At 69.4% G+C, this 23872-nt stretch carries 21 protein-coding genes; 8 read left to right on the top strand and 13 right to left on the bottom strand.

Annotation, left to right across the window (positions count from 1 at the left end; translation table 11 throughout):
• Positions 1–188 precede the first annotated feature (188 nt).
• From D7X30_RS38200 to D7X30_RS38190, 3 genes are all read right to left on the bottom strand, one after another.
• Positions 189–539, bottom strand: coding sequence for a DUF2019 domain-containing protein (locus D7X30_RS38200; protein WP_120567905.1), 351 nt, complete (start codon positions 537–539; stop codon positions 189–191).
• Positions 539–1849, bottom strand: coding sequence for a hypothetical protein (locus D7X30_RS42470; protein WP_199724669.1), 1311 nt, complete (start codon positions 1847–1849; stop codon positions 539–541). The genes D7X30_RS38200 and D7X30_RS42470 overlap by 1 nt, the downstream gene beginning before the upstream one ends.
• A 244-nt stretch (positions 1850–2093) precedes the next feature.
• Complete coding sequence (locus D7X30_RS38190) at positions 2094–3428, bottom strand: hypothetical protein (protein WP_120567904.1); 1335 nt, start codon at positions 3426–3428, stop codon at positions 2094–2096.
• A 277-nt stretch (positions 3429–3705) separates the two neighbouring features.
• Here D7X30_RS38190 and D7X30_RS41790 point away from each other — a divergent pair, with 277 nt between their 5' ends.
• Positions 3706–4638 (top strand): hypothetical protein, encoded by a 933-nt coding sequence (locus D7X30_RS41790; protein ID WP_147443419.1) that lies wholly within the window; start codon positions 3706–3708, stop codon positions 4636–4638.
• A gap of 53 nt (positions 4639–4691) precedes the next feature.
• Here D7X30_RS41790 and D7X30_RS38185 read toward each other — a convergent pair whose 3' ends face one another.
• The 5 genes from D7X30_RS38185 to D7X30_RS38160 all read right to left on the bottom strand — a co-directional run bounded on the left by D7X30_RS38185 (position 4692) and on the right by D7X30_RS38160 (position 10622).
• Positions 4692–5948, bottom strand: a complete 1257-nt coding sequence (locus D7X30_RS38185) for a protein kinase (protein WP_120567903.1) — start codon at positions 5946–5948, stop codon at positions 4692–4694.
• 173 nt (positions 5949–6121) lie between these two features.
• Positions 6122–7945 (bottom strand): serine/threonine-protein kinase, encoded by a 1824-nt coding sequence (locus D7X30_RS38180; protein WP_233592063.1) that lies wholly within the window; start codon positions 7943–7945, stop codon positions 6122–6124.
• Positions 7946–7954: 9 nt separating this feature from the next.
• Complete coding sequence (locus D7X30_RS38175; protein WP_233592066.1) at positions 7955–8839, bottom strand: DUF2381 family protein; 885 nt, start codon at positions 8837–8839, stop codon at positions 7955–7957.
• A 263-nt stretch (positions 8840–9102) separates the two neighbouring features.
• Positions 9103–9852, bottom strand: a complete 750-nt coding sequence (locus tag D7X30_RS38165) for an SIMPL domain-containing protein (RefSeq protein ID WP_120567901.1) — start codon at positions 9850–9852, stop codon at positions 9103–9105.
• Between the two features lie 125 nt (positions 9853–9977).
• Positions 9978–10622 carry a hemerythrin domain-containing protein gene (locus tag D7X30_RS38160; protein ID WP_120567900.1) on the bottom strand — a complete coding sequence of 215 codons (645 nt, stop codon included), beginning with the start codon at positions 10620–10622 and terminating at the stop codon, positions 9978–9980.
• 306 nt (positions 10623–10928) lie between these two features.
• Between D7X30_RS38160 and D7X30_RS38155 the strand changes: the two genes are divergently transcribed.
• Positions 10929–11900, top strand: a complete 972-nt coding sequence (locus D7X30_RS38155; RefSeq protein ID WP_120567899.1) for a PDR/VanB family oxidoreductase — start codon at positions 10929–10931, stop codon at positions 11898–11900.
• An 87-nt stretch (positions 11901–11987) separates the two neighbouring features.
• Positions 11988–12665 carry an RDD family protein gene (locus tag D7X30_RS38150; protein ID WP_120567898.1) on the top strand — a complete coding sequence of 226 codons (678 nt, stop codon included), beginning with the start codon at positions 11988–11990 and terminating at the stop codon, positions 12663–12665.
• Between the two features lie 30 nt (positions 12666–12695).
• Here D7X30_RS38150 and D7X30_RS38145 read toward each other — a convergent pair whose 3' ends face one another.
• Positions 12696–15044 carry a serine/threonine-protein kinase gene (locus D7X30_RS38145; RefSeq protein ID WP_120567917.1) on the bottom strand — a complete coding sequence of 783 codons (2349 nt, stop codon included), beginning with the start codon at positions 15042–15044 and terminating at the stop codon, positions 12696–12698.
• A 346-nt stretch (positions 15045–15390) separates the two neighbouring features.
• Between D7X30_RS38145 and D7X30_RS38140 the strand changes: the two genes are divergently transcribed.
• The 3 genes from D7X30_RS38140 to D7X30_RS38130 all read left to right on the top strand — a co-directional run bounded on the left by D7X30_RS38140 (position 15391) and on the right by D7X30_RS38130 (position 19085).
• The gene (locus D7X30_RS38140; protein WP_120567897.1) at positions 15391–17145 is read left to right on the top strand and encodes a S8 family serine peptidase; all 1755 of its coding nucleotides are present in this window, start codon (positions 15391–15393) and stop codon (positions 17143–17145) included.
• A 219-nt stretch (positions 17146–17364) separates the two neighbouring features.
• Positions 17365–17769, top strand: a complete 405-nt coding sequence (locus D7X30_RS38135) for a hypothetical protein (protein ID WP_120567896.1) — start codon at positions 17365–17367, stop codon at positions 17767–17769.
• A gap of 152 nt (positions 17770–17921) precedes the next feature.
• A complete protein-coding gene (locus D7X30_RS38130; protein WP_120567916.1) occupies positions 17922–19085 on the top strand; it encodes a cytochrome-c peroxidase in 1164 nt (387 codons plus the stop codon).
• A gap of 4 nt (positions 19086–19089) precedes the next feature.
• Here the strand turns inward: D7X30_RS38130 and D7X30_RS38125 are convergent, their stop codons facing one another.
• From D7X30_RS38125 to D7X30_RS38110, 4 genes are all read right to left on the bottom strand, one after another.
• A complete protein-coding gene (locus tag D7X30_RS38125; RefSeq protein ID WP_120567895.1) occupies positions 19090–20526 on the bottom strand; it encodes a M24 family metallopeptidase in 1437 nt (478 codons plus the stop codon).
• 106 nt (positions 20527–20632) lie between these two features.
• Complete coding sequence (locus tag D7X30_RS38120) at positions 20633–20950, bottom strand: hypothetical protein (protein ID WP_120567894.1); 318 nt, start codon at positions 20948–20950, stop codon at positions 20633–20635.
• A gap of 442 nt (positions 20951–21392) precedes the next feature.
• A complete protein-coding gene (locus D7X30_RS38115) occupies positions 21393–22493 on the bottom strand; it encodes a kelch motif-containing protein (protein WP_199724668.1) in 1101 nt (366 codons plus the stop codon).
• A 178-nt stretch (positions 22494–22671) separates the two neighbouring features.
• Entirely contained in the window at positions 22672–23007 is a 336-nt protein-coding gene (locus tag D7X30_RS38110) for a DUF2171 domain-containing protein (RefSeq protein WP_233592062.1), read from the bottom strand.
• Positions 23008–23160: 153 nt separating this feature from the next.
• On the opposite strand from D7X30_RS38110, the gene D7X30_RS38105 reads away from it, so the two are divergent.
• Positions 23161–23358, top strand: coding sequence for a hypothetical protein (locus tag D7X30_RS38105; RefSeq protein ID WP_120567891.1), 198 nt, complete (start codon positions 23161–23163; stop codon positions 23356–23358).
• Between the two features lie 212 nt (positions 23359–23570).
• On the top strand, positions 23571–23753 hold the full coding sequence (locus D7X30_RS38100; protein WP_120567890.1) for a hypothetical protein: 183 nt from the start codon (positions 23571–23573) through the stop codon (positions 23751–23753).
• The last annotated feature ends 119 nt before the right edge of the window (positions 23754–23872 follow it).

Genomic DNA, 23872 nt, shown 5'->3' with positions numbered 1-23872 from the left:
CTGGTATAACCCGCGCAGGCGCCACTCCGCGCTCGACTACGAGTCACCCGCTGGTTACGAGAAGAAGCACCGCGCTGCCGCTTGAGGGCGAAAGCGCGGAACGCTCTGCGGAACCGGGGCAACTTCACCGTGTAATCATCGGCCCTTCAGACAAACTTACCTAGCGCCCTCTCTGGCTCACTACCTGCTCAGACAAGGTCAAGCGCCCACGAACCATCTTTCCAATTCCGCAAGGTTTGCTGGGCACCCAGAGCTGCTAGCCCGTGGCCCTTTGCTGCTTCCTCTAGAACCGCTGTGGCTTCGGCGGTCTTGTGCCGGAGCAGGAACGCAGCAGCAGTGACCCGGACATCCATACGGGCGTGAGAAAAAAGCGCAGCCAGTGCATCGCGGCCAGCGTCGCCCTTCTCACGCAGCGACATGAAAGCGGCAAGCGCCTTCTCAGCGTGCTTATTGCCCGCCCTTGCATCCCCACGGAGGATGCAGTCCGTCTGCGCCGCGATGTTCTGGGCGAATGACTCTACGAACCTCTCAAGCGACATCACCAGACCCCATTCTTCACGTTCTCGATGGCCCGAAGGCCGAAGTCACGTTGAGCTTCGAAGGACTGCGTGCTCAGCCATTCTCGAACCGTCTTGAAGGTGTTGGTGATGTCGAATCGCTTCGAGGAGAACAGACCGCTGACTCCAGAGTGGAGCCCCTTGTCCAGCGGGATGACGTTCTCCCGGTTGTGGAGTGCCTGCGGCCCGAAGCGAGCCGCGTTCCCGTCCGTCTGCTCCACAATGTGGTGCCACTCCTTCCCCTGCCCTGCCGGCCCCATGGCCCGCTTGAAGGACTTGAAGGACGAATAACCCTTCGGCCCACTTGACGGCGAGGCCCCCTGTGAATCACCACCGCCGCCACCTCCTGAGCCGGCGGCGTCATCGGCTCGCTGGAGGATGATGGCTGCCCCGGGCCCGCCACTCAACACCGCCGCCGCGCGACCCACTGGCACTGCTGCGCGCTCCAGTACCAGCGCGCCCTCCACCGACAGCGAGAGCACTGGCACCGAAACTTCCGCGCCCACCGCAATTCCCTTCAGCGTCTGTGTCGTAGCCGAAGCCGCGCCTCCGGTGATGAGCAGGCCCGTCGTCAGCCGCGACACTTCGCGGATCTGCTCGCCACGGGTCATGGACTGGAACCGCTCCCAGTACATGGGCGAGGACGCGATGAGCGCCGCCACGCTCGCTGGCAGGTTGCTTAGCCCCGCGATGCTGTCCACGGGGCGCGTCAGCAATTGGCCCAGAGCGTGGTACAGCTCCACGAGCGCATCTTCCGCTCCATCCAGGGTGCGACTGATGACGTCCGCGTCGTCATACACCTCGGCCAGGGGCCGCCAATCCGAGGCCTGGAGCTGCGCGTCCACTGAGCGGAATACGCCGCCCTTGCCGCTGTAGAAGCGGCCCAACTCGAAGCCATGCGCACGGAAGGCACTGTCCTTCCACTCGACTGGCGCCACCTTCTGTTGCGTGCGCCCAGTGAGGGCCCATGCCAGATAGCCGTCCGGGCGCAGCACCGCGATCTGCTCCCGGGAGAAGCGCTCCACCCGCCGCAGCAGTTCCTGCCGCGTGACTTCGCCCCCCGCCATCACCTCGCGCAGGATGAAGCCTGCGGCCATCCGAGGTGGGAAGGTGCTCAACGTGATGGGCTTGCCCAACAACACATCCATCAGACGCGCGGCTTGCGTGGGCGTCAGCACGCCTCCTACGGGGCGTTCGTCCCGCGCATCCAGCCCCGCGTCCGTCAGTAGCTTCTCCCACGCGTCTTCCTTCGCGGCATGGGGAGCGAGGCTGCCGCCCACGGCCCCAGCCATTGCTCGCGAGTCCTCGCCCGACGTGTCCTCCCGAAGCTGCCGGTGGCGCGCCATCCGCGCCCCTGAAGTCGCAAGGGAGGTTCGCGGAGAGGTCCGAGTGGGGGGCACCTCCTCGCGCGGCGACTGTGACCACTCTGATGCGGGGGCTGGGGGCTGCGTGTAGCTCAGGCTCAAGCCTCGACGAGGCGTGGGCGACACCGAAACGCACCCCGTCGCCAGCATGGCGAGGGCCAGCAGCAGGGCGTCAGCGCGCATTGTCCACCCCCAGGCCCAGCGAGGCGAAGGCACCCGGCCGCAGTGTGCCCACGCCCTCGGGGAACAGCAGCGTGCCCGCCGTGCCCATGGCATAGAGCTTCCCGCCCAACAAACGCCAGCGCAGCTCCGCCCCGCCCAGGTAGCGCGCTCCAGGCTGTCCCGCCCCCACCGCGAGCCCCTTCAAGGCGACTTCCACGGAGCGGTCAAAGAGCTGCACCGCCATGCGCCCGTCCACGTCGAAGCGGCCCCAGTTAAAGGCCTCGACCGCCAGCGACAGCTTCATGTGCTTGTGGACGCCCCAGTAGCGGACCGCGTCCCAGCCCACCTCCGCCTCACCATAGGCCGAGTACCCGTCCCGGAAGGACGCCTCCGCCAGTGCCACGCCTTCCGGCCCCGACGCCTTGAAGCGCGCCAGCTCATAGTCCGGGCCGAAGAAGCCCTGACGGAAGCCGCCGTGCTGCCGACGCCCCTCCAAACGCAGCAGCAATCGCAACGTGGGCGTCCTCGCGTCTAGGCCCGCGCCAACCACCGCGCCCCAGGCACCACCTTCACCCGGCCGACTGCCCCACCCCGCTTGGACGTGCACTTCGTAGGTGGGCCGCACGACCACCACGGCCATGGCATCCAGGTGCGCCAGCGTCACCGAGGGCGTCCGGCCTCCGGCGCGGCCCCAGTCGTGTACCGCCGACAGCGCCAGCGTGTAGCGCGCCTTCTCGCGGGGCGGGCCGAAGAGGATGTGCTCCACGTCCAGGGAGAACTCGGCACCCATGAGGCGCGCGCCCAACACGTCCGAGACAAAGGCCTCCGTGTAGAGGGGCCCCAGGGTGCCGGTGAGAAAGCCGCCCGCTGGGTGGTAGTCGGGGTTGAGTCGCCCGCCGTAGCGCCTTACGAGGTGCGCGGACAGCAGGCTGTAGCCCTCCAGCGCGCCGAACCAGACGCCCAAGGGTGCGTTGTCCGAGCCCAGCTTGAGGGCGCGAACCACCTGCCCGAAGTCCGAGAAGCTGTCCCAGTCCTCCCTCCGCACGAAGCCCGCGGCACCGCCACCTCCCCACAAGCGCAGCCGCACGGGCGTGCCCAGGTTGAAGCCGAAGTCCTCACCTCGCTCGAAGACAAGGGTGGGCTCCACCTGGAGGAAGCCCTCCTCCGTGCCGACGCCCCCGCGCGGCAGGAAGGACAACGACGTCGCCTCCACGCGCAGCAGGTTGCGCCAGGCCTCGTCCAGTGGGCGCCGCTCCTCCTCTGCGGCCGGCACCTCCGGGACGTCCTCGGCCCATGCGGCCACCGGCAACAGCAGCCACAGCCAGACAGCCCCTCTTCGCGTCATTCGCATCCACGCCCCCTGGGAGTGACACCTCCGAGGAGAGCAAAGGACACACGTCTGACATTCAGCCCGGCACCCGCAGGCCTCGCGCCGCTATCGGGGTCAAGGGATAGGAGGGCTGGCCGCATTGGGCCAGCGACGGCTAACCTCCTTCAGGTAATTCCGTTAACCTTCCTCAGAGGAAGCGCGGAGGGCCCTCCCGAAGGACCGCCTTAACGGACTCTGCTGCTGAAGTGGGTTGGCTGACTTGTGGCTGGCTTCTGCCGTTCGGAGGTGCAGTGTGGGGGAAAACCTGGGACTGGCGCAGTTCCCACATCCGGGGCCGGAACATAAGCCTGAACGTGGCAGTAATGTCATGGGCTGGCACCGCCGCGATGGCGCGCATTGCCGCAAGTTCCTGAAGTCGCTGGGGCGGTGGAGAGATGCGACCGGGCAAGAGCACTCAGGCGACCTTACATTCTGGGGGGAATGGGAGCCGCAGTCGCGCATCATCCGTCGATGGCCGAATGCAGCGAATGGAGCGCCGCGCTTCCTGCATGAGCCGTTCTGGTGCGTGCCGGTGGATGACCGCTGGCTGCACAACACGGATCCGTTCGTCTTCGGCGAATGCTTTCTCTACAGCAACTGTTGGCAGGGCCATTGTAAAGCCTTGAGGGAGTTGGCACCCGGCTCCGTCATCCTGTTCGGGTCCTCTCTCGGTGGTGCATTCGTTCTGGATACTGTGTTCGTCGTTGCCTCTGGCGCCGGCTATGGCTGGGCCAAGTGGTCGGACATCTCCGGCGTGGACGAACCCTTCCGGAGAATCGTTCTCGACCCGCTTTTCGCAAGTCCGGAGGACCGCAGTAGGACGTTCCGGCTCTATCGTGGCGCGACGCCCGAAGTGCCGTGGAATGGCATGTTCAGCTTCGCTCCCTGCCGGCCCGCGAGCGGGGACACAGCCCGCTTTGCCCGGCCGGTGATCCAACTTCCGGGCTTGGTCACCCCGAATCTCGCCAGGCGCGCGAAGTTCACTCCGCTTGCTGTGGGCGCTCTTGAGCGCGCGTGGCGGAGTGTGGTCGAGCAGGTACAGGCCCAGGGCCTGTTCCTCGGCTACGGCATGCCCGTTCCGAGGGAAGAACCCGACTGGGAGCGCGGACGATCCCAAGCGAAACCTGGTCCCGAAGGGGGCGAGCCTCCAGAGGGCTGTTCCCCTCGGAAGCTGCGGGGATGTTGAAGGACGGACGACCTCTCCAAGGAGACCGCCTTATCGGAATTTGCTGAAGCGGGTTAATGGCGCGTCAGTCGCAGGGCGCCCGGTCCCGGCTCTGTCGTCGTCTCGTCCGCGCTGCGCAGTGGGTGCGGCTCCGTGGGGATGGAGTCCTGACTCCGCGGCGGAAAGGCCGGGACGATGCCACCCTCGTCCTCCAGCAGATTCAATTCCTCCATGGCCTCGCCGCCTTCAAAGAGGGCTGTCTCCACTTCCTTCACCGCATACGCTGCGCTGTACGGCCCCAGCCGCGCGAGTTGCCCGCGCAACTCCAGCTCCAACGCCGCCGCTGTCGGGTAGCGAGACGCCGGCTCCCGGCACAGCAACCGAAGGAAGACTGAGCGCAGCGAGGTGGACAGCCCGAACGCGGCCTCCTTCACGTCCTTCCCGCTGAACACCATGGCGCGCTGGACGGCGTCCTCCACGACGGGCGGCAGGTGCATGTCCATCGTCGTGGTCATGGCAGCGAGCACGCGGTGGCTCTGCTCCCGCGAGAGCCGGGGAGACTCGTCCTCCACCTTGAGGTTCCCCGGGTAGTAGAGGTGTCGCCCGGTGGCGAACTCCAGCAGCACCAGCCCCAGGGAGAAGAGGTCGCTTCTCGCATCCGTCACCGCCCCCATCAGCGCCTCGGGTGAAGCGTAGATGACTTCCCCTGGAGGGCGCGGCAGTGTCGTGGCGAGCCGCCCTTGCAACTGGGAGCAAGCGACGCCGAAGTCCGTCAGCACCACGCCCCCACCTGGCCGCAGGCGGATGCAGCCGGGGTTGATGTCACGGTTGACGATGCCCAGCGAATTGCCCGCGTCGTCCGTGCGGGTGTGCGCATGCGCAAGGGCCGCCGCAACCTCCGCACCCACGTAGAGGACGAAGGCCTCGGAGAAGTAGCGCCCGCGCATCTGGGCGATGGTGAGGAGGGTGTTCAGACTGAAGCCCTCCACGCACTCCATGACGGCGCCCAGGCCCCGCGCCTCCCCGAACTTCATCTCGAAGAGGCCATGGACGCGGGCGATGTTGGGGTGCTGGAGGAATTGCGCCAGCCGCACCTCCTCTTCCAGCCGCGCACGCGCCCGCTGGAACTTCTCCGGCACGGGCCCTTCCGGCAGGGGCACGCACTTCACGAGGACCTTCCCCTTGTAGCCGGAGGGCGTCCGGGGCCGGGCGAACAGGACGCGCTCGCCATTGCGGCCAATGCCCAGCTCCTGGAAGAACTCGTAGGCGGTTCCCGCGTGGGAAAAGAGGACCGTGCCCCCGGCGAGCCGGGAGTCAGCACCACTGGACATGGAGGGGGCTCCTGAATGCCCGCGCGAGGGAGCCGCGCAAAGGCAGACGGGAAACTACCTTCGGCTGCCTCCACGCGTGAACGACGCCACGGGTCATCTATTTTGAAATTCCCTGCTATCCCCGGAGTGGGCCCCGCAGCGACGGAAACGCAACGAGCCTTTACGTTCCGGACTCAGGGCCAGCGGTCCACGGCATACGCCACCAGGACACGCGAACTGAGAACTGCCCCCGGCTTGGAGCCCTCATAAACCTCCAGGGGACCGTCCAGCCCAATGGCAAAGCACACCGGCAGCGTGCGTCCATCCGGGAGGTGCGCTTCGGTGTAGCGGGCCAGCAGGAACGTCCCGTCCCCCGTCCACAACCGGCCGGAGAACACTGTTCCCTTGGGGATTGCATGATTCGCCGTGTAGACAACCCCTGTCACGGGGCCATCCCTATACACTCCCTCATCACCAGGATCGCCCGGCTGGCTCCTGTCGATGGTGACCTGCACGGAAGATTGGTTCGGCCGCATACCGAGCCATCCTTTGTCTTTTCCTCGGAACATGGCGGTGCGCGCTTCCTCGGGGCACGCCCCTGATTCAGGACGCACCTGGGAGCTGCTGGGGCAGCCGAGTTGCAAGGCGACGGCGGCGCTCGCCGCAGCACACTTCGCGAGGAACTCCGCCCTGGAGTTGGTGGTGGAGTCCTTCTTGGACGGGCTTGCGACGATGGGAGCACGCTTCACGGCGGAGCTTTCCTTCCGGACAGGAGCAAGAGGGGGCAAAGCTACCCCAGGGGACAACGCGGCCAGCATGTCGCCCGCGTCAGGTGAGGGGCCCGCATCCTGGAGGGACATGGGCGCTGGAATGAGGGAGGCGACTCCCGCATCCCCAGGCGAAGTGGGCGCGGTCGGACGCGCCACACCCTCACTGGAGACAGGATGCGACGCGGGGCGCAGCCACATGAAGGCCCCCGCCACGGACGCCACGACGAGGAGCGCCACTCCGGAATCCACCACCCGAGCCCGCCGCACACGACGGGCGGGGGGCGTTTCCTCATCCGTGTTGGAGGCGGGAGCGGTCGGGGGCTTCAACGAGGGGATGTGGACGGGCACGGTCCATTCCGGGCCTGCTTCGCCCGCGAGGGCCGCCAGTTCGCGTCGCATCACCTCCGCCGTGGGTGGGCGCTGCTCGGGCTCGCGCGCGATGAAGCGCATCGCCACGTCACTGAGTCCCGCCGGCACCCGTGCGTTCAATTCCCGGGCGGATTTGGGCACCCAGCGTCCCTCGACGGTTGCCTTCGGGGAACCGCTCGCGGGCTCCGGTGTCGTCAACACGTCATAGAGGCAGACGCCCAGCGCGTAGACGTCATCCGTCACCTTGAACTCGTAACGAGCCCCCTTCTCGTCTCCGTGCTCCTTCAGGAAGCGGGATGCCTCGGGCGAGCGATAGCGGCGGGTGCCGGGTGGCAGGGGTGCATCCGTCAAGTCCTCAGCGTGCGTGTAGTCGCCCGCGCTGAAGTCGAGGATGGTGGGCTCGTCGTCCTTGGCGCGCACCATGATGTTGGCGAGCTTCAAGTCGCGGTGGAAGACGCCGCGCCCGTGCATGTAGTCCACGGCGCCCGCGAGCTTCTCGAAGACGCGGACCACCTCTTGGGCCGTGGGATGCATCCGCTCCACCCACTCCGCGAGGGTGTAGCCCTCGACGAAGGTGAGCAGGACGTAGAGCCACCCCGTTTCGAAGTCCGGGAAGCGACCGTGACCGTGCACGCCGACGATGTTCGGGTGCGTCAGGTGAACGAGGCAGCCCAGTTCACGCTTCAACCGTGCGTCCGCCTGCTCCGCGTCGCCGCTCCCGGGCCGGTGCATCGCGATCTTCATCGCGAAGGGGCGGCCGTTCATCTCCACGCGGTAAACGGCACCGTAGGTGCCCGCGCCCAGCAGCTTCACCACGCGCCAGCCGTGAATCATGTACCCGGGTGGGAGCTGCGCGGGGTGGTGAATGACCGTCAACATGGCCGACCTCTACAGCGCAACAGATGGAACGAGAAGAGGACGCGTGCCCGTGGCATCCACCAATTCCAAGCGGAGCAACGTACCCCGCTCCCAGGCAGTCTCCTCCGTCTCCACCACGACGGTGCCAACCTCTCCGGGACCAATCCGCGGCTGCTTCATGTGAACACCGAGCACCTGCACCGGCACACCGCCCGTTGAACGGATGAGGCGCGCTTCCGTGGGCGTCCAGGGCGTCTTGCCGTAGTTCTTCACCTTCATGGACACCACTGCCCATGCGGTGGCCCGAAAGCTGATGCCGTCCACGACACGCAGTGACGACTGCATCTCCTTCTTGGGCTGAAGGCCAACCCTCCTGGCTGATACCCCGTCCTCGTCGAGAAGCCCCGCCAGCGCGAGAGCCGCAGGACTGCGCGCATCGCCGCTTGCGCGGAGTGCGACAAGCTCGGCTTCCTTCGCCGCAAGCTGGGCGCGTACTTCGGACAGCTCCGCCTGAAGTGCTTCGGGAGCCAGTGGCCGACGGGACACTTCCAAGCGGTTGTCCACCACGGATGGATTCGACACGAGGGCGAAGACCGCATGCTCTGGGAAGGCTCCATCCGCGAAGCGCACGCGGAGCATCAGATGCTCACCCGCGCCCAGCTCCATCACCGGCTCCAGGTTGATGGCGCGCTCGCCCACGTCCACGAGCTTGAAGCGAGTGCGGCCCTCCAGCTCCATAGTGGCCCGGTCCAGCGCCGAATCGAGGATGAGGGTCGTCAGGATGCCCGCCGCGACTGGAACCTCCAGGACGGGCTCACCAGGACGTGGGAGCACCACCCGCCTGTCCCTGCGCTCGCGGACAGATGATGCCGGCTGAGCCTGGGCCGCCGTGAAGAGGAGCAGTCCCCCGAGCACCAGGGGCAGGTTCAACGCGGAGAAGGAGAAGGGCAAGCGGGACGGCCTCCGCCCGCGAAACTACCAAACCGGAAGGAACCACAGGCCTGGAAGCGCTGCTTGCGGTCCACGAGCGCGGAGAGGATCTCCCCGCGCCCATGGTCGCTGCTCTGAAAGAACGCCGGCACCTGCGCGGGGCCTACGTGTTCTGTCAGGAGGACGGTCAGCCTCTCACCGATGGCCTGATGCGGCGACCACTGGATCGCGGCTTGTGATTCACGTAGCTACTGGATGGCGAAGATGAGCGTCACCTTCGCCTGCACCGTCTGCTCCTCCGGCTGGATGGGCGTGGGGGGCGCGGCTCGCGACTCCGCCATGTCCATGGCGAAGGTGGCCGGGTACAGGCGCGGGGCTTCCGTCACCGTGCTCGCGTCCAGCACCGCGCCCAGCTTCACGTTGAGCGACGCGGCCAGCACCTCCGCGGACTTGCGCGCTCGCGCCACCGCCTGCCGCAGCGCTTCGCCCTGCACCGCGTCCTGCCGGCTCAGCCCGAAGCGCACCGAGTCCACCCGGTTCGCCCCCGCCGCCAGCGCCTTGTCCAACAGGCTCCCCACCTTGGACAGGTCCGTCACGTGGACACTCACCAGGTTGCTCACCCGGTAGCCCTTCAGCTTCGGCTCACCGCCCTGCGGCGGCGCCGGCGTGTACTCCGGATAGACGTTGTAGTTGCGCGTCTGCAAATCCCGCTTCGCGATGCCCGCCCCCGTCAGCGCCGCGAGCACCTTCTCCATCCGCTTCGCGTTCTCCTCGCCCGCCGCCTTCGCGTTCTGCGCGGACGTCTCCACCGCCACGTCGATGAAGGCCTCGTCTGGCTGCGCCTTCACCTCGCCCGTGCCCTCCACACGCAGCGTGCGCACCTGCGGATCCACCGGCGGCCGGGGCTGCGGTGAACCGGCCGGGCCCTGCGCCTGCGCCGCGGCCGTGAAGCCCGCGAGCACCACCAGCGTCGTCAACATCCTGCGAACAGCGGACATGGCGCCTCCTTCCCAAGGCGGGAGTACCTTCGCGCTTCCGGCGCGAAAGCCTCTCATGCCCCTTCGGACGCCCCAGCCCCGGCGGACATTCACCGGACCCGAGGCGTCCTGCGCCGGACGCTCGCTCAGTGCAGCGAATCACCCGCCGAATCCACCGACATCATGGACTCCAACGGCTTTCGCAGCGGACGCGGCGCGGACTTGCGCACCTGCGTGACGGCCTTGCGGCGCGCGACGCGCAGCGCGTCCCGGCCCATGTCCATCACCGCCGCCACCGCGCCCGTCAGCAGGTTGCCCGGCGGGGTGTCCGGCGCGGCCGGGTGCGGGTGCGTGGGCGCGCCCTTCTTCGCCAGCTCCAGCGCCTCGCCCACCTGCCGCAGCTCCTGCGGCTTGAAGACCTTCTTCACCTCCGGGAAGAGGTACTGCTCCTCCTCCGTGACGTGGGCGCGCACGTTCTCCATCAGCACGTGCACCTTCGCGTCGAAGCGCTCGGACTCCGGCGGCAGCGTGTCCAGCTCCGACAGCACCCACTTCACCACGTGGTGCTCCTCCAGCGCCCGCAGCACGTCCGGGGACAGGTCCTCCGAACGCGCGCGCACGGCCGGGTAGAAGACCTGCTCCTCGATGGCGGCGTGGATGGACAGCTCGCGCACCATCTCGTCCACCAGCTTGCGCTTGTGCGCCAGCGCGTGGTCGCCCGCCTTCTCGAACTTGCGGAACAGCTGCTCCACCGTCTTGTGGTCCGCCTTCAGCAACGTGATGGCATCCATGGGCCGTCTCCCTTTGCGTCGAATCGGGGGGCCGCGCCTCCCCCATCGCGAAACCGCTCGGGCCCAGGCAGGCCCTGGCGCAGCGCGGCACGGGGTGAAGGGTGGGGATGGATTCCCGGCCGTGCCCACCCCCGCCGCCCTGGCCCCCGCGTCCGGACGGAGGGCAGCCGGGCGGCAGGCCGCTTCTGTCCGAAACCGGTCGGAAAACCGCACCCGGCCCCACTCCCCGGGCGGCCCGGGAATGCACACCGTGCGCGGCCAGATCGGTCTCGCGCGGGCGGCGGGCAAGGGAACAGGGGCAATACCGTGACGACGAACACGCTGCGCCTCCGGGTGGCGCGCATCACCCGTGAAGCGGAAGGCATCCAGTCCTACGAGCTGGTCTCCCAGGACGGAAGCCCCCTGCCCGAGTTCGAGGCCGGTGCCCACCTGGACGTGCAGGTGCCAGGCCTCAACGGCATGCGCCAGTACTCGCTCTGCAACGACCCGGGCGAGACGCACCGCTACGTCATCGCCGTGCAGCGCGACGCCAACGGCCGCGGCGGCTCCAAGGCGATGCACGAGAACGTCCACGAGGGCGACGTGCTCACCGTGAGCGAGCCCATCAACGACTTCCCCCTCCTGTACGGGCGCAGCTACGTGCTCATCGCGGGCGGCATCGGCATCACACCGCTGCTGGCCATGGCGCGCCTGCTGGAGCGCACCGGCGCGGAGTGGGTGCTGCACTACTGCACGCGCGACGCGGACCGCACCGCCTTCCGGGAGCTCTTGTCCACGCCGTCCTTCGCGGGCCGCGTGCACATCCACCACGACGGGGGCGACCCCGCCAAGGGGCTGGACGTGCGGGCGCTGCTCACGACGCGCGGCCCGGGCACCCGGCTGTACTGCTGCGGCCCGGCGGGCCTGATGAAGGCCGTGCGCGAAGCGGCCACGCTGAACAAGTGGCCCTGGGAGAAGGTGCACTTCGAGGCCTTCACCGCGGAGGGCACGTCCGCCACCCACGCGACACCGGAGGAGGACTTCGAGGTGTCGCTCAAGAGCACCGGCCAGGTGCTGCGCGTGCCGGCCGGCAAGAGCGTGCTCAACGTGCTGCGCACCCACGGCGTGAAGGTGGAGAGCGACTGCGAGGCGGGCTCCTGCGGCACCTGCGTCACCCGCGTGTGCGAGGGCACTCCGGACCACCGTGACACGTTCTTCCAGCAAGAGCCCGCGGGAAATGCGCGGATGCTGGTCTGCGTGTCTCGCGCCCGGTCCAAGCGGCTGGTGCTGGATCTGTAGTGACACCCCCGGGCCCGACGTTTTGAAGCGCGCCTGTGCGCGGCGGGCCGCCTATGCTCGCGCCCCGCTCGTACACGAGAGAGGCTGATGAGCGACGGGACGTTGTTCTCCATGGACACTCCGCCCACCGAGGCCCGGTTCCAGAACCGGCTCTGGGTGGCGGATGCATTGGACCTCACGGGCGCGGCGCTCGTGGGTTGGGGGGCGGTGCGCGCGGCGGAGTGGGTGTCCACGCCGGCGCTGCTGGGGTTCGCCATGGGAGTCGCCTGGGTGGTGCTGTCCTGCGTGGGTGGGCTGACGGGGCTCACCCCGGGCCGTCACGCCCTGGGCCTGAAGCTGGAGCGGGCGGAAGGACGGGTGCCCGGCCTGGGCGCGGGGCTGTTGCGCTCGCTCACCGCGCCGGTGGAGCTGCTGTTGCAGGTGGTGCTGCAACGCCGGCCGCTGGATGCGCAGCTGGGCGTGCACGCGGCCGTGATTCCGGGCGGCCTCCGGGGCTGGGCGCGGAGCCTGCCGCTGCCGCTCGTGGGGCTGGTGCTGCTGGCGGGCGCGGTGTGGAGCATCGTCACGCCCACGCGCCAGGAGATGCTCCAGTACCTGGACCGCACGCTGACCGGGTGGCACTGCTGTCACGGCACGCGCGAGACCACCTGGCAGTGCCGCGCGTCCCTGTCCCGCGCGGTGCGCAACGCGAACGGCGGCGACACGGAGGTCTCGGAGTTCCTGCGCAACGAGTGCCCCGTGGCCGCCACGCGGCTGAGGCCCTGAGGCGTCACGCGAGCCGGCGGGGGCCCGCGTTCAGCGCCTGATCAGCGCGAAGGTGTCCTCGCCCTCGTCGCAGCTCACCCACACGGCCTTCTCCGGCACGGCGGGCGCCTTGTAGTTCACCTTGAAGTAGCGCTCTTCCACCCTGACCACGTGCGTCTTGTAGGGCTCCAGCCGCGCCATGCGCGCCTCCTTCCGTCCGGTCAGGACGATGGCGCAGTTGTGCCAGGTCCGGACGTCGGAGCTGATCACGTAGAGGGTGCTGTTGAAGCTGCTCCCCAGGATGCCGTCGATCTCCGCCTGTCCCAGGAGGCGTGAGCGCTCCACGGGCTTCTCCACGGGCTTCTCCGCGGGCTCGGGCGTCGCGACCTGGGTGGGCTCGGGCACGGACGCGGACGGGGGCAGAGCCGGCCCCGACGGGCGCACGGTCATCAGCAGGAAGCGCGGCTCCTTCGCCGCGTCCGCCTCCGCGTCCAGCCGCAGGTTCATGCGCTCGCGGTTCGGTTGGATGGACACCACGGTCGCCGTCCCCAGCACCGGACGCTTGCGGGTCCCCTTCTGGATGGGGCCCACCACCTTGAACACCGTGCCCGCGTTGATGCCCGAGGGCACCTTCGCGTTCACCACGCGCTGGCCGCCGCCGGTCTCGCCAATCTTCGCCACGGGCAGGCCCGCGGGCACCAGCTCGACCTGATGCTGCGCGGGCCGCTTCGGCCCGGGGACGGGCTTCGCCACCGGCTCGGGCTTCAGCTCCGGCTCCCCCGCGCCCGCCACCATGCCCGCGTCCACCACCGCTTCAGTCGGGGGCTCCTCGGTCGGCGTCACCGCGGGAGGCGGCTCCTCCACCGTCGGGGGCGCGGCGGCCACCACCGGCTCGGACGGAGGAAGCGTCTGGGGTGCCACGGGCTGCTCGGCCGTGTTCGGGCGCAGCACGTAGGCGGTGATGCCCACGGAGGCGCCCACCAGCAGCAGCGCCGCCACGGCGATCCGCGCCACCGGCCTGCGGGGCTCGGGCTGCGCCGGCAGCTGTCCGGACGTGCCCGCCACCCCGGCGCCCTGGGGCAGCGCGGCTGGCAGGTGCACCGCCGTCGCACCCAGCGCGGCCGCGTCCACCTCGTCAGAGCTCCGCGCCACACCGCCGGACTCCTGCGTGGGTTTGGCCACGCCACCTGAGCCTGATGTGCTCGGCGCCACGCCGCCTGAGCCCGAGGGATGGGACACGAACGTGCCCCCCGGCCCGAGCGCCGGCCCGTCCACGTCGATGCGCCCGGTGTTGGGCCTGCTCCCCGCGGGCTCCTCCGTGGCCTGGACGGCCGCCGCGTCCGGAGCCGGTCCGCTCCCGGAACCGCCATACAGCCCCGTGCCCGAGCCGCCCCGGGGCGCGGGCGACGGCGTGCGCCGCTCCCCGTGCACGTTGGACGTCAGCTTGCGCTGCTCGGCGAAGGCCTCCGGGCAGAGCGCGCGCACGAACTCGCCCACCTCCTCCGCTCCAATGGGACTCCCCGAGCGCAGCAGCTCCGCGTTGAGCGCCCGCGCGAACTCATCCGCCCGCGAGTACCGGTCCGTCGGCGACGGCGCCAGCGCGCGGCGCAGCACGGCTTCCAGCGACGGCTCCACGTCCGGACGGAAGTCCGTCAGCGGCGGCACCACCGGGTGAGACATCGCCGCCATCATCTCGCCCACGGTGCCGTGGGGAACCAGCCCACGGCCCGCCAGCATCTCCCACACCACCACCGCGCAGGAGTAGATGTCGCTGCGATGGTCCAGCGGCTCGGCGCGGACCTGCTCCGGGGACATGTAGCCCAGCTTCCCCATCACCGTGGACGGCAGCGTGTACTTGCTGCGCGCGGTGGACTTCGCGAGGCCGAAGTCGATGACCTTCACCTCGCCCTCGTACGACACCATCACGTTGTGCGGGGACACGTCGCGGTGGACGATGCCCAGGGGCTCGCCGTCCGTGCCCGTCTTGCGGTGCGCGTACCCCAGGCCCTCCGCCATGCGCTGGCCGATGTAGAGCGCCACCGGCGCCGGCACCGCCCGCCCCTGCACCCGGGCCTGCTCCAGCAGGTAGCCCAGGTCCACGCCCGCCACGTACTCCAGGGCCATGTAGTAGGTGCCGTCCGCCTCGCCCATGTCGTACACCTGGGCGATGGAGGAGTGCACCAGGTGCACCAGCACCTTGGCCTCGTGGTGGAACCGGTCCAGGAACTGCCGGTCCTTCACCAGCCCCGGCAGGATGGTCTTCACGATGCAGGGCTTTTCGAAGCCCGCCGCCCCGGACAGCTTCGCCAGGTACACCTCTCCCATGCCGCCCTGGCCCAGGAGGTGGACGAGCTCGTAGCGCCCGAAGAAACGGGGGGACTCTGTGGGTGCGGTGCTCATGGCTTCGGCTCCGGAGCGCAGCATGGACTCCCCCATGGAATCAAGCCGCGCACGTCGCGCCACCCCTCCATGCCAGCCTTCTGACACCCCTGGCGCGAAAAAGAGAAAGTCCCGGGGCCGACGGAATTCCCGAGCCTGTGTTCCGACGGACAACAGGTCTGTTGTGCACCCGCGCACGTCAGGGATGCACCTGGGGCCTGGAGACGATGCGAGTCGGCGCGGGGATGCGTTCCCTCATCGCAGCACGCCGCTTCCTTCCTCTGTGAGGGGAGCGGGCACCTCCCGGTCCTCCGCCGTGTGGGGGACCGCCCTCAGGAGGGGCGTCCTGCTTGGAAGGAGTCGCACCATGAGGCATTGGATATTCGTCGGGTTGCTGGCGCTGGCCGCGTGTGCGCCGGAGTCGTCCTCGCGCACCGCCGCACAGGGACAGGTGTGCCCGGGCGTCGTCGCCGGAGGCATGACGGTCCGCCAGGGGCTGGATGGAAACCTGCCCTCCCGGGTACAGGGGGACGGGCGCGAGTCGGTCATCATCCGCTTCCGCAAAGGAGACTCCACACAGGTGGCGAGCCTCTCCGCGTCGGGGGCCCACTTCGCGGCGAGCACCGGCGCGAAGGTGGAAGCCATCTACCGCAACATCCCCGCGGTGGCCGCGCGCGTGACACCCGAGGAGCGCTCCGCCCTGGAGCGCAGCGCGCTGGTGGAGAGCGTGGAGACGGACCAGCTCTGGTCCGCCCAGGGCCTGACGCCCGGGCTGTTCGCGCCGCTGCCGCGCCAGGTGACGGCCGCCACCCCTGTTTCGCTGGACGAGTACACGGACGGCCTGCGCCTGGTGCAGGCCTCGGAGGTGTGGGACGCGGACCGGGACGGCGTGCTGGACGTGGGCGCGCCCACCGGCGAGGGCGTGCGGGTGTGCGTCATCGACAGCGGGCTGGACATGGACCACCCGGAGTTCAAGGGCGCGGTGGTGGGCAGCCACGACTTCCTGGACAAGGACGACGACGCCAACGACCGCGGCGCCCAGGGCCAGTGGGGCCAGGGCCACGGCACGCACGTGGCGGGCATCATCGCGGCGCGCATGGGCCAGGGCGGCGACACCGGCCCCCGGGGCATGCCGGGCGGCATGGTGGGCGTGGCGCCCAACGCCTCGCTGCTCATCGCCCGCGTGCTGGACCTGTCAGGACAGACGCAGATGAGCCTGGTCCTCTCCGCCATGGAGTGGTGCGAGTCCCAGGGCGCGCGTGTCGTGTCGCTGTCGCTGGGCGGAGGCACGGCCACCCGCAGCACGGTGGAGGCGTTCCGCGCGCTGCTGGACCACGGCTTGTTGGTGGTGGCGGCCGCGGGCAACCAGGGCGGCCCGGTGGTCTACCCCGCGTCCGACCCGTCCGTGCTGGCGGTGGGCGCGGTGGACGCGAACGAGCGGCGCGCGAGCTTCTCCAACACGGGCGGAGAGCTGTCGCTGGTGGCGCCCGGCGTGGACGTGCTGTCCACCTTCCCCCGGGGGCTGGGCGCCTTCGCGCAGATGTCCCTGAACGACACGTCTCCCATCTCGCGCTCGCTCCTGTACTCGCCCACGGGTGACACCGCGGGGCGGCTGGTGGACTGCGGCCTGGGGGACTCCCTGTCCTCGTGCCTGGACGCCACCTGCGACGGCTTCGTCGCCTACGTGCGGCCGGGCGCGGTGCCCGTGTCCCAGGCCATGTCCAACGTGATGATGCAGGGCGCGAGCGCCGTCGTCTTCGGCGCCGACGATGCCCCCGCGGGCGGCGCGGTGGACATCCTCTCCCTGCCCCGCATCGGCCACTGGGCCCCCGCCGTCAGCGTCAACCAGGCCGCCAGCACCATGCTGCGCGAGCGGCTGGGCGCCGACGCGCGGCTGTCCCTCGTGCCCGTGGACTACACGCACGTCTCCGGCACCTCCATGGCCGCACCCTACGTGAGCGGCGTGGCCGCGCTGCTCTGGAGCGCCCGTCCGGAGCTCACGCCGCAGCAGGTGCGCGACGTGCTCGAGTCCTCCGCGAAGGACCTGGGCACCGCGGGCCGGGACCCCGTGTTCGGCCACGGCCTGGTGCGCGCGCGGGACGCCTTGCAACGGCTGCCGTGAGGCGCACTCGCTTCTCAATTCATGGGAAGCGTAAGGAGCGCATCACGGACGCGGAGCGTGGCTGTTGGAGTACGAAAAATGCTCCGCGTGATGAAATCGAGAATGAGCTTCTGCGTGGAATGAAAGCGCGCCGGGATTGTACGTGGCGCGCGCCAATGGCCGCCGGACAGGCGGCCAACCCGGCGCGAAAAACATCTCATTCTTGAATTGAGGATATCCATGTTGCGAATTGCTGTTGCCGCCCTCGTTGTTGCCGCCACGGGTTGCGCTTCTTCGAGCGGCGCGGCGGCCGCGGGTCGCGCGGGCAACGCCACGGTCACGGGCAGCGTCGCGTACCCCGCGAGCGGCCTGCAGGGTGATCCGTGCACGTCGGTCGGGGTGAAGGTGACGGAGGGCGACGCCGTGGCCCTGGGCCGGGGCGAGGTGAAGCAGAGCCGCAACAACCGCTGCAGCTACAACGTCAGCGCGCTGCCGGAGGACAAGGAGCTGAACGTGGAGCTGGTGCTGGACGCGGGCCTCAAGTGCGCCAACGGCGCGGCGCCCACGGTCACCCCGGGCCCCACGAAGATGAAGATCGCCAAGTTCGCGGCGCCGGTGGTGAGCTTCAAGCTGGCCTGCGAGTAGCGCTCCCGAAGTCCTGTTGAAGTGCTTCACGCCGTGAAGGCCGGGGTGCACCCGAGTGGGTCCCCGGCCTTCGTGCGTGGACGGCCGCATGCCCGGCGGGGGAACAGGAACCATTGATTGCTGAACACAAGGGCGCGAAGCTGCCCCGGCCCATGACTGGTTTCCGTCCTTGTACCGCCGTGCTCGCCCTGGCCCTGCTGGGGGCGGGTTGCGAATCCGAAGTGCCCTTTCCAACCGAAGACGAGCTGGACCAGCTGAGCGCCCTGCACACGCAGAGCGTGAAGCCGGAGGTGGACCCCACCAACAAGTGGGCAGACAACGCGGACGCGGCGGTGCTGGGCCAGCGGCTGTTCGAGGACCCGGGGCTTTCGCGCTGCGGGACGGTGTCCTGCAAGAGCTGCCACACGGGTGAGTCCTACACGGTGGAGACGGCGACGGCGGAGGGCTGCGGAGGCCACCAGTCCGAGCGCAACCCGCCCAGCCTGCTGAACGTGGGCTACAGCCGCTGGTTCATGTGGGACGGGCGGGCGGACCGGCTCTGGTCGCAGGCGGTGCTGCCGCTGACGAACCCCATCGAGATGAACTCGGATGCGACGGTGGTGCGCACGCGGCTGTCCGCGGAGCCCACGTACACGGCGGCGTACACGCAGCTGTTCGGCAAGGCGCCCGCGGACGAGTCGGACCCGGACCGGCTGATGGCGAACGTGGGCAAGGTGCTGGCGGCGTACCAGCGCACGCTCAACCGCACCGACGCGCCCTTCGACGCGGACGTGCGGCGCTTCCTCCAGGCGGTGGAGGCGGGCACGCAGGAAAAGGACCCGGCGTACCTGGGCCTGAAGACGTTCATGCGCAAGGGCCAGTGCGTGGTGTGCCACAAGGGCCGCTCGCTGTCGGACGACAAGTTCCACAACCTGGGGCTGAAGGACACGGGCGCGGGGCGGCGCGGGCAGGCGGACGCGGTGGACGCGCTGGTGTCCTGGCCGTTCAACGCCGCGGGCCCCTACAGCGACGCGCCGTCGGGCATCGACGCGGCGCGGCTGCCCACGCTGAAGGCGCAGGCGCAGACGAAGCCCACGGAGGTGGAGGGCGCGTTCCGCACGCCCACGCTGCGCAACGTGGCGCTGAGCGCGCCGTACATGCACACCGGCGCGGAGAAGACGCTGGAGGACGTGGTCGACTTCTACAACGAGGGCGGCGACCCGGACGGCACCTTCGTCGGCGTGCGCACGGAGACCATCGTCAAGCTGGACCTGAGCAGCGAGGAGAAGCAGGCGCTGGTGACGCTGCTCAAGTCCATGACGGGCGCGGCGAAGTAGGCCTTTAGCGCACCAGGTGGAAGGACGTCTGACGCTGCAAGGCCCAGTGCACGGCGCCCTGCGAGTCCACGACGACGTCCTCCTCCTGGGCGGAGCGCACGGGCTGCTGGTTCCACTCCGGCACGGGGCTGGTGGCCTGCAGCTCGATGGAGAACCAGGAGTCGGGCATCACCTTGTGCTCGCCGTTGCCGGGCACGCCCTCCTGGCGGTCCCACATGCCAATCATGGGGCCGGCGCCGTGGCCGTGCAGGCCAATGGGGTGTGAGTACACGCTGCCGCTGATGCCCTCCGACTTCATGCGCGCGAGCGAGGCGCGCAGGACCTCGTTGCCGGTGCGGCCCGGCTTGATTTCCCCGGTGACGATGTCCTGGAGCCGGTTGGACGCCTTGAGCGCGGCCTTGAGGCCTTCGGGGGCGTCCGTCTCTCCGTCGCGCAGCACGTAGCCCATGTGCTGGGTGTCGGTGTTGAGGCGGAGCGCGGTGACGCCGAAGTCGCAGTGGAGCACGTCGCCGCGCTGGATGACGGGGTTGTCACCCAGTTGTTCGTCGGTGCTGCCCTGGCGCTGCACGTCCACGTCCGGCTGGAACCAGGTGTCCAGGCCTTCGTCGGCCAGCCGCTGGCGCATCCACCACTCCACGTCCTGGGTGGTGGTGGTGCCGGGGGTGATGACGGCATTGGAGAAGGCGGTCTGGATGAGGCTCCAGGCGTACTTCTGGAGGTCGGCGTAGAAGCGGACCTCGTCGGCGCTGCGCCAGCCGAGCACGTCCAGGGGCAGGCCGCCGGCGGGCTTGAGGCGCTTCACCCAGGTGGGGCCCAGGGCCTGGGCCATGCCTTCGTATTCGCCGTGGGTGAGGCCGTCCGCGAAGGCGATGGCGGGGGACACGTCGATGGCGATGGAGTCCGGCTTGCGCTCCTCCACGACCTGCTTGAGGAGCAGCCACTGTTCGGGGCCCAGGAGCTCCGCGGCGCGCTGCGAGCCGCCACGGTCCACCATCATGGGAGCGCGGCGGGCTTCATAGAGGCCGCCCTGGGTGCTGCCGCCCAGCGCCAGCCGCTCCACGCCCTTGTCCGCGCCGCGGTCGAAGAAGACGTAGATGGTGCGGCGGCGGGCGGAGAAGGTGGTGGGGGCGACGAGCGCCTTGAAGACGGGGTCCTCGTTGTACTCGCGCATGGGGACGACCCACATGCGCACGCCGTACTTGCGCATGAGCTGGGGCACGCCGGTCTCCAGCCGTTCCTTGAGCCACGCCTGCTGGCGGGCGGCCTGTTCACGCAGCGTGCCGAAGGGGCGCACCGGCGCGGCGGGAGCGGCCGGAGCGGCGACAGGAGCAGCGGGCGCGGCGGCGGCCGGGGCCTCGGGCTTCGAGGGGGCGGCGGGCGCGGTGGCGCAGGCGGAGGAACAGACGAGCGGGATGACGAGCAGGTGTTTCCAGGAGCGCATGGGCGCGCAGTCTGTCACGCGCCCTGGAGCACCGCGCGGAGCAAAAGGCCCTCAGGAACCGCCGTTGTCAGTCATTCAAGGAAAAGCCAGACACACTGTCCTGGCTTCACTTCGAATCCGTGGAGCCTGGGGGTGTGGCGCGGGGGCTGACCTTGCGCAGCTCGTGGAAGTGCTCGCGGACGAACCGCGCGGCGTTGAGCAGGGCATCCACGGGACCGACGCCCACCATGCTGACGGTGATGGGCACCGCATGGCCGATGATCAGCGGGCAATACCAGTCTCCGTTGGCATCCTGGGGGATGGGCGCGGGCCGGCCCAGGGTGACGCGGGAGACGTGCTTGCGGCCATGGTCATCCTCGAAGGACCAGTAGTCGTCGGCCACGGGGTCGCTGATGGACGCGTGGTGCGGAGGGCCAGGGTTCATGAATGGCTCCTTACCCTTCATCCGGCGGGCAGGCGGTGGAATGGGAAACGCATGCGTTGATGCGCGAGCACATGCCCTTGCATGCCGCCTTCGAGCCCTGGACGACGGACCAGCAGAGCTGCCGCTGCCAGGTCTCGGCGAGGCCCCGGCAGTATGACTCCAGGGCCGCGCCTCCCGCATCACAGGCCCTGAAGCAGGAGTCCAGGTCGAAGGTTCCGGGAGTGGACGCAAGCGGTGGAGCGCAGCCTTCGGGGTTCAGCGCGCAGAAGCTTCCGGGTCCGCGCGCATGATCCGCTCGAAACTCGCTAGGAGGCGCGGAGGCGCATCCACCTCCGACAAGGAACATCACGAGCACCAAGACGCCTGTTGTGATGCCGGGTGTTCCACGGGACATGCAGCAGTATTCCCCCAGTCCAGTCCCCCCGTCTATCCGTGAACAAAACTACTCTCCCGGCGTGACCTGGGCCACGGCGGGAGCGGGGACGTATTCCTCGCTCGTGGCCAGGGTGCCCAGCTCGTTCACTCCGCCCACCACCAGCACCGTGCCCCTGCGCAGCCACAGCGCTCCGGCTTCGCCTCGCGGCTCATGCAGCGTGGGCGCCTGCGTCCAGAGGCCCTTCACCGGATCGAAGCGCTCCGCGGAGTCCAGCGTGCCTCGCGAGGAGTGCTCGCCGCCCACCACCAGCACCGCGCCCTCCGCGGTCAGCAGCGCGGCGTGGTGCTCTCGCGGCACCGCCGGTGCTTCCACCAGCTCCCAGGCGTTGCGCTCCGGCACGTACACCTCCGCCGTCCTCGCCGCCTGCGTCGTGGTGCCGCCCACCACCAGCACGCGCCCGTCCGGAAGCAGCGTCACGGTGTGCCCCAGCCGGTGCGTCCCCGCCGCGCCGCCCACCGCTCCCGCCTTCTCCCAGCGGCCCGTCACCGGGTCGTACAGCTCCGACTGCAGGCCGCTCGCGAAGAGCACCTTGCCCGTGCGCAGCACCACCGCCGTCCCCGCGCCACCCCGCACGTACGCCGGCGCCTCCGCCACGCTCCACGTCCCCGTCACCGGGTCGAACAGCTCCGCCGAGCGCACCGGCCGCAGGTCCACGTCCGTGCCCCCCGCCGCCAGCACGCGCCCGTCCGGCAACACCACCACCGCCGGGTCGTTGCGCGCCTCGCTCATGGACGCCGCCTGCGTCCACACGCCCGTGTCCGGCGCGTACAGCTCCGCGCTCGCCAGCGCGCCCACCGTCACGCCGTTGGAGCCGCCCACCACCAGCACGCGCCCATCCGAAAGCCGCACCGCCGCGTGGTTGCGCCGCGCCGTGCGCAGCGCCCCCGTGGACCTCCAGCGCCCCGTGTCCGGGTCGAAGACCTCGCTGCTACCCAGCGTGCGGCTGCCGTCATGCCCTCCCGCCGCCAGCACCCGCCCGTCGTCCAACGCGATGTAGGGCAACAGCCGCCTCGGCGTGGACAACACGCCCGGCACCGGCGCCTCCACGCCGCCCGCATCCGCTCGCGGCGCGGGCCCGCACGCGAACACCACTCCCAACCACAGCATCGTGACGCAAGAAGTCGAAAACCGTCGCATGGCCCCACCGGGACGTCTGGTCGAGGGGTCCGTTTAACGCGCCGGTCTGACACCCAGGCCCTCGCAAGGCCCTGTGATTCCAGGACCTTGCCCTGCCCTCCGGGTTGGAAATCCCGAACTCCCGGAGGCAGCGCCGGGCCTGTCCGCATCAGTGCCGCATGGGACCCACGGGGTCGTTCGCGGGCTCCGCTTCCAGGCCCTCGCTGTGGCGCGGCGGCAGGGCTCCGCCGTCGTCGTCCTCCTCCAGCGTGAGCTGCGAATGGTCCGCCGGCTTGAGCAGGACTTCATCCCCGCTCACGGCCTCCACGTCGCTGTACTCGACCAGGTAGTCGCGCCGGGGAATGGGCACCAGCCCCTGCTCCAGCTCGAAGTGCGTGTCGCCCACGCCGGCCACCCGGCCCAGCTGCTGTCCGTCGGCGGTGCGCACCGACATGCCCTCGCGAACCTCTCCCGCGTGAATCATCGCGTCGCTCCTCGCGCTCATGGGGTCCTCACCAAGAGTGGGGTCGCTCCCGCCGCCGTGCGCGAGGTGGCAGGCAGCCCGGTGGGCCCTCGGGCCGCCTTCTTCCACGCCTGTGTGCCTGCCCTGCGCGCGGCCCCGTCACGCGGTGCCTAACGTTGCCTCAAGGAGGCCCCCATGATGCTGGAACTGTCGAACGACGAATCGCGCGTGCTGAAGGACGCCGTGGATTCCTCGCTGCAAACGCTGCTGGATGAAATCGCCCAGGCGGATCAACGCGAGCTCAAGGAGGCGCTGCACCAGCGCTACGACCGGCTCGTCGCCCTCCAGCGCCGGCTGGAACCCGTGGTGGAGAGCGAACAGGTCTACGCCTGACAACCTCCCCGCCCAATTCCTCACATCCATCCCAGGGCCGGGTTGCGATTCACAATCCGCCTGTGTATGGTTTACGTGCAGTCCCGCAGAAACCCAACTGGCCAGGAATTTCCACGTGGGTCCGTGGCCGTCCTTCTGGACGGAGGCTTGGTTGGCCGTTGAATCCGGCATGACCACGAGCACCGCCGGCAAATCCAACACTGGAGTTGCCCATGAGCAGGTCTTCGAAGCAGTACCAACCCTCGCAGGCAGATCTCGATAACCGTTCGCGTCAGCTCAATTCCGAGGATGACGCGTACTGGCAGTCTCGTGGCGAAGAGGGTCGTCCCTCCGAAAAGGAAGCGGACACCCAGCAGCCTCAGACTCCCGAGCCCTCCGAGCCCGCGTTGAAGTAGCCATCTCCCATCCACAAGGCGACACGGCTTCGCGCATGCTAGCGAAGCCGTGTCGCGGCGTTCCAATCCCTCCCACTTCAACAGGTGCCATGGCGTGGAGCCATGACACCCGGGCCCTT

The sequence above is a fragment of the Corallococcus sp. AB011P genome (assembly GCF_003611605.1).
GTDB lineage: Bacteria > Myxococcota > Myxococcia > Myxococcales > Myxococcaceae > Corallococcus > Corallococcus coralloides.
This window is presented reverse-complemented; position numbering and strand designations above follow the sequence as displayed.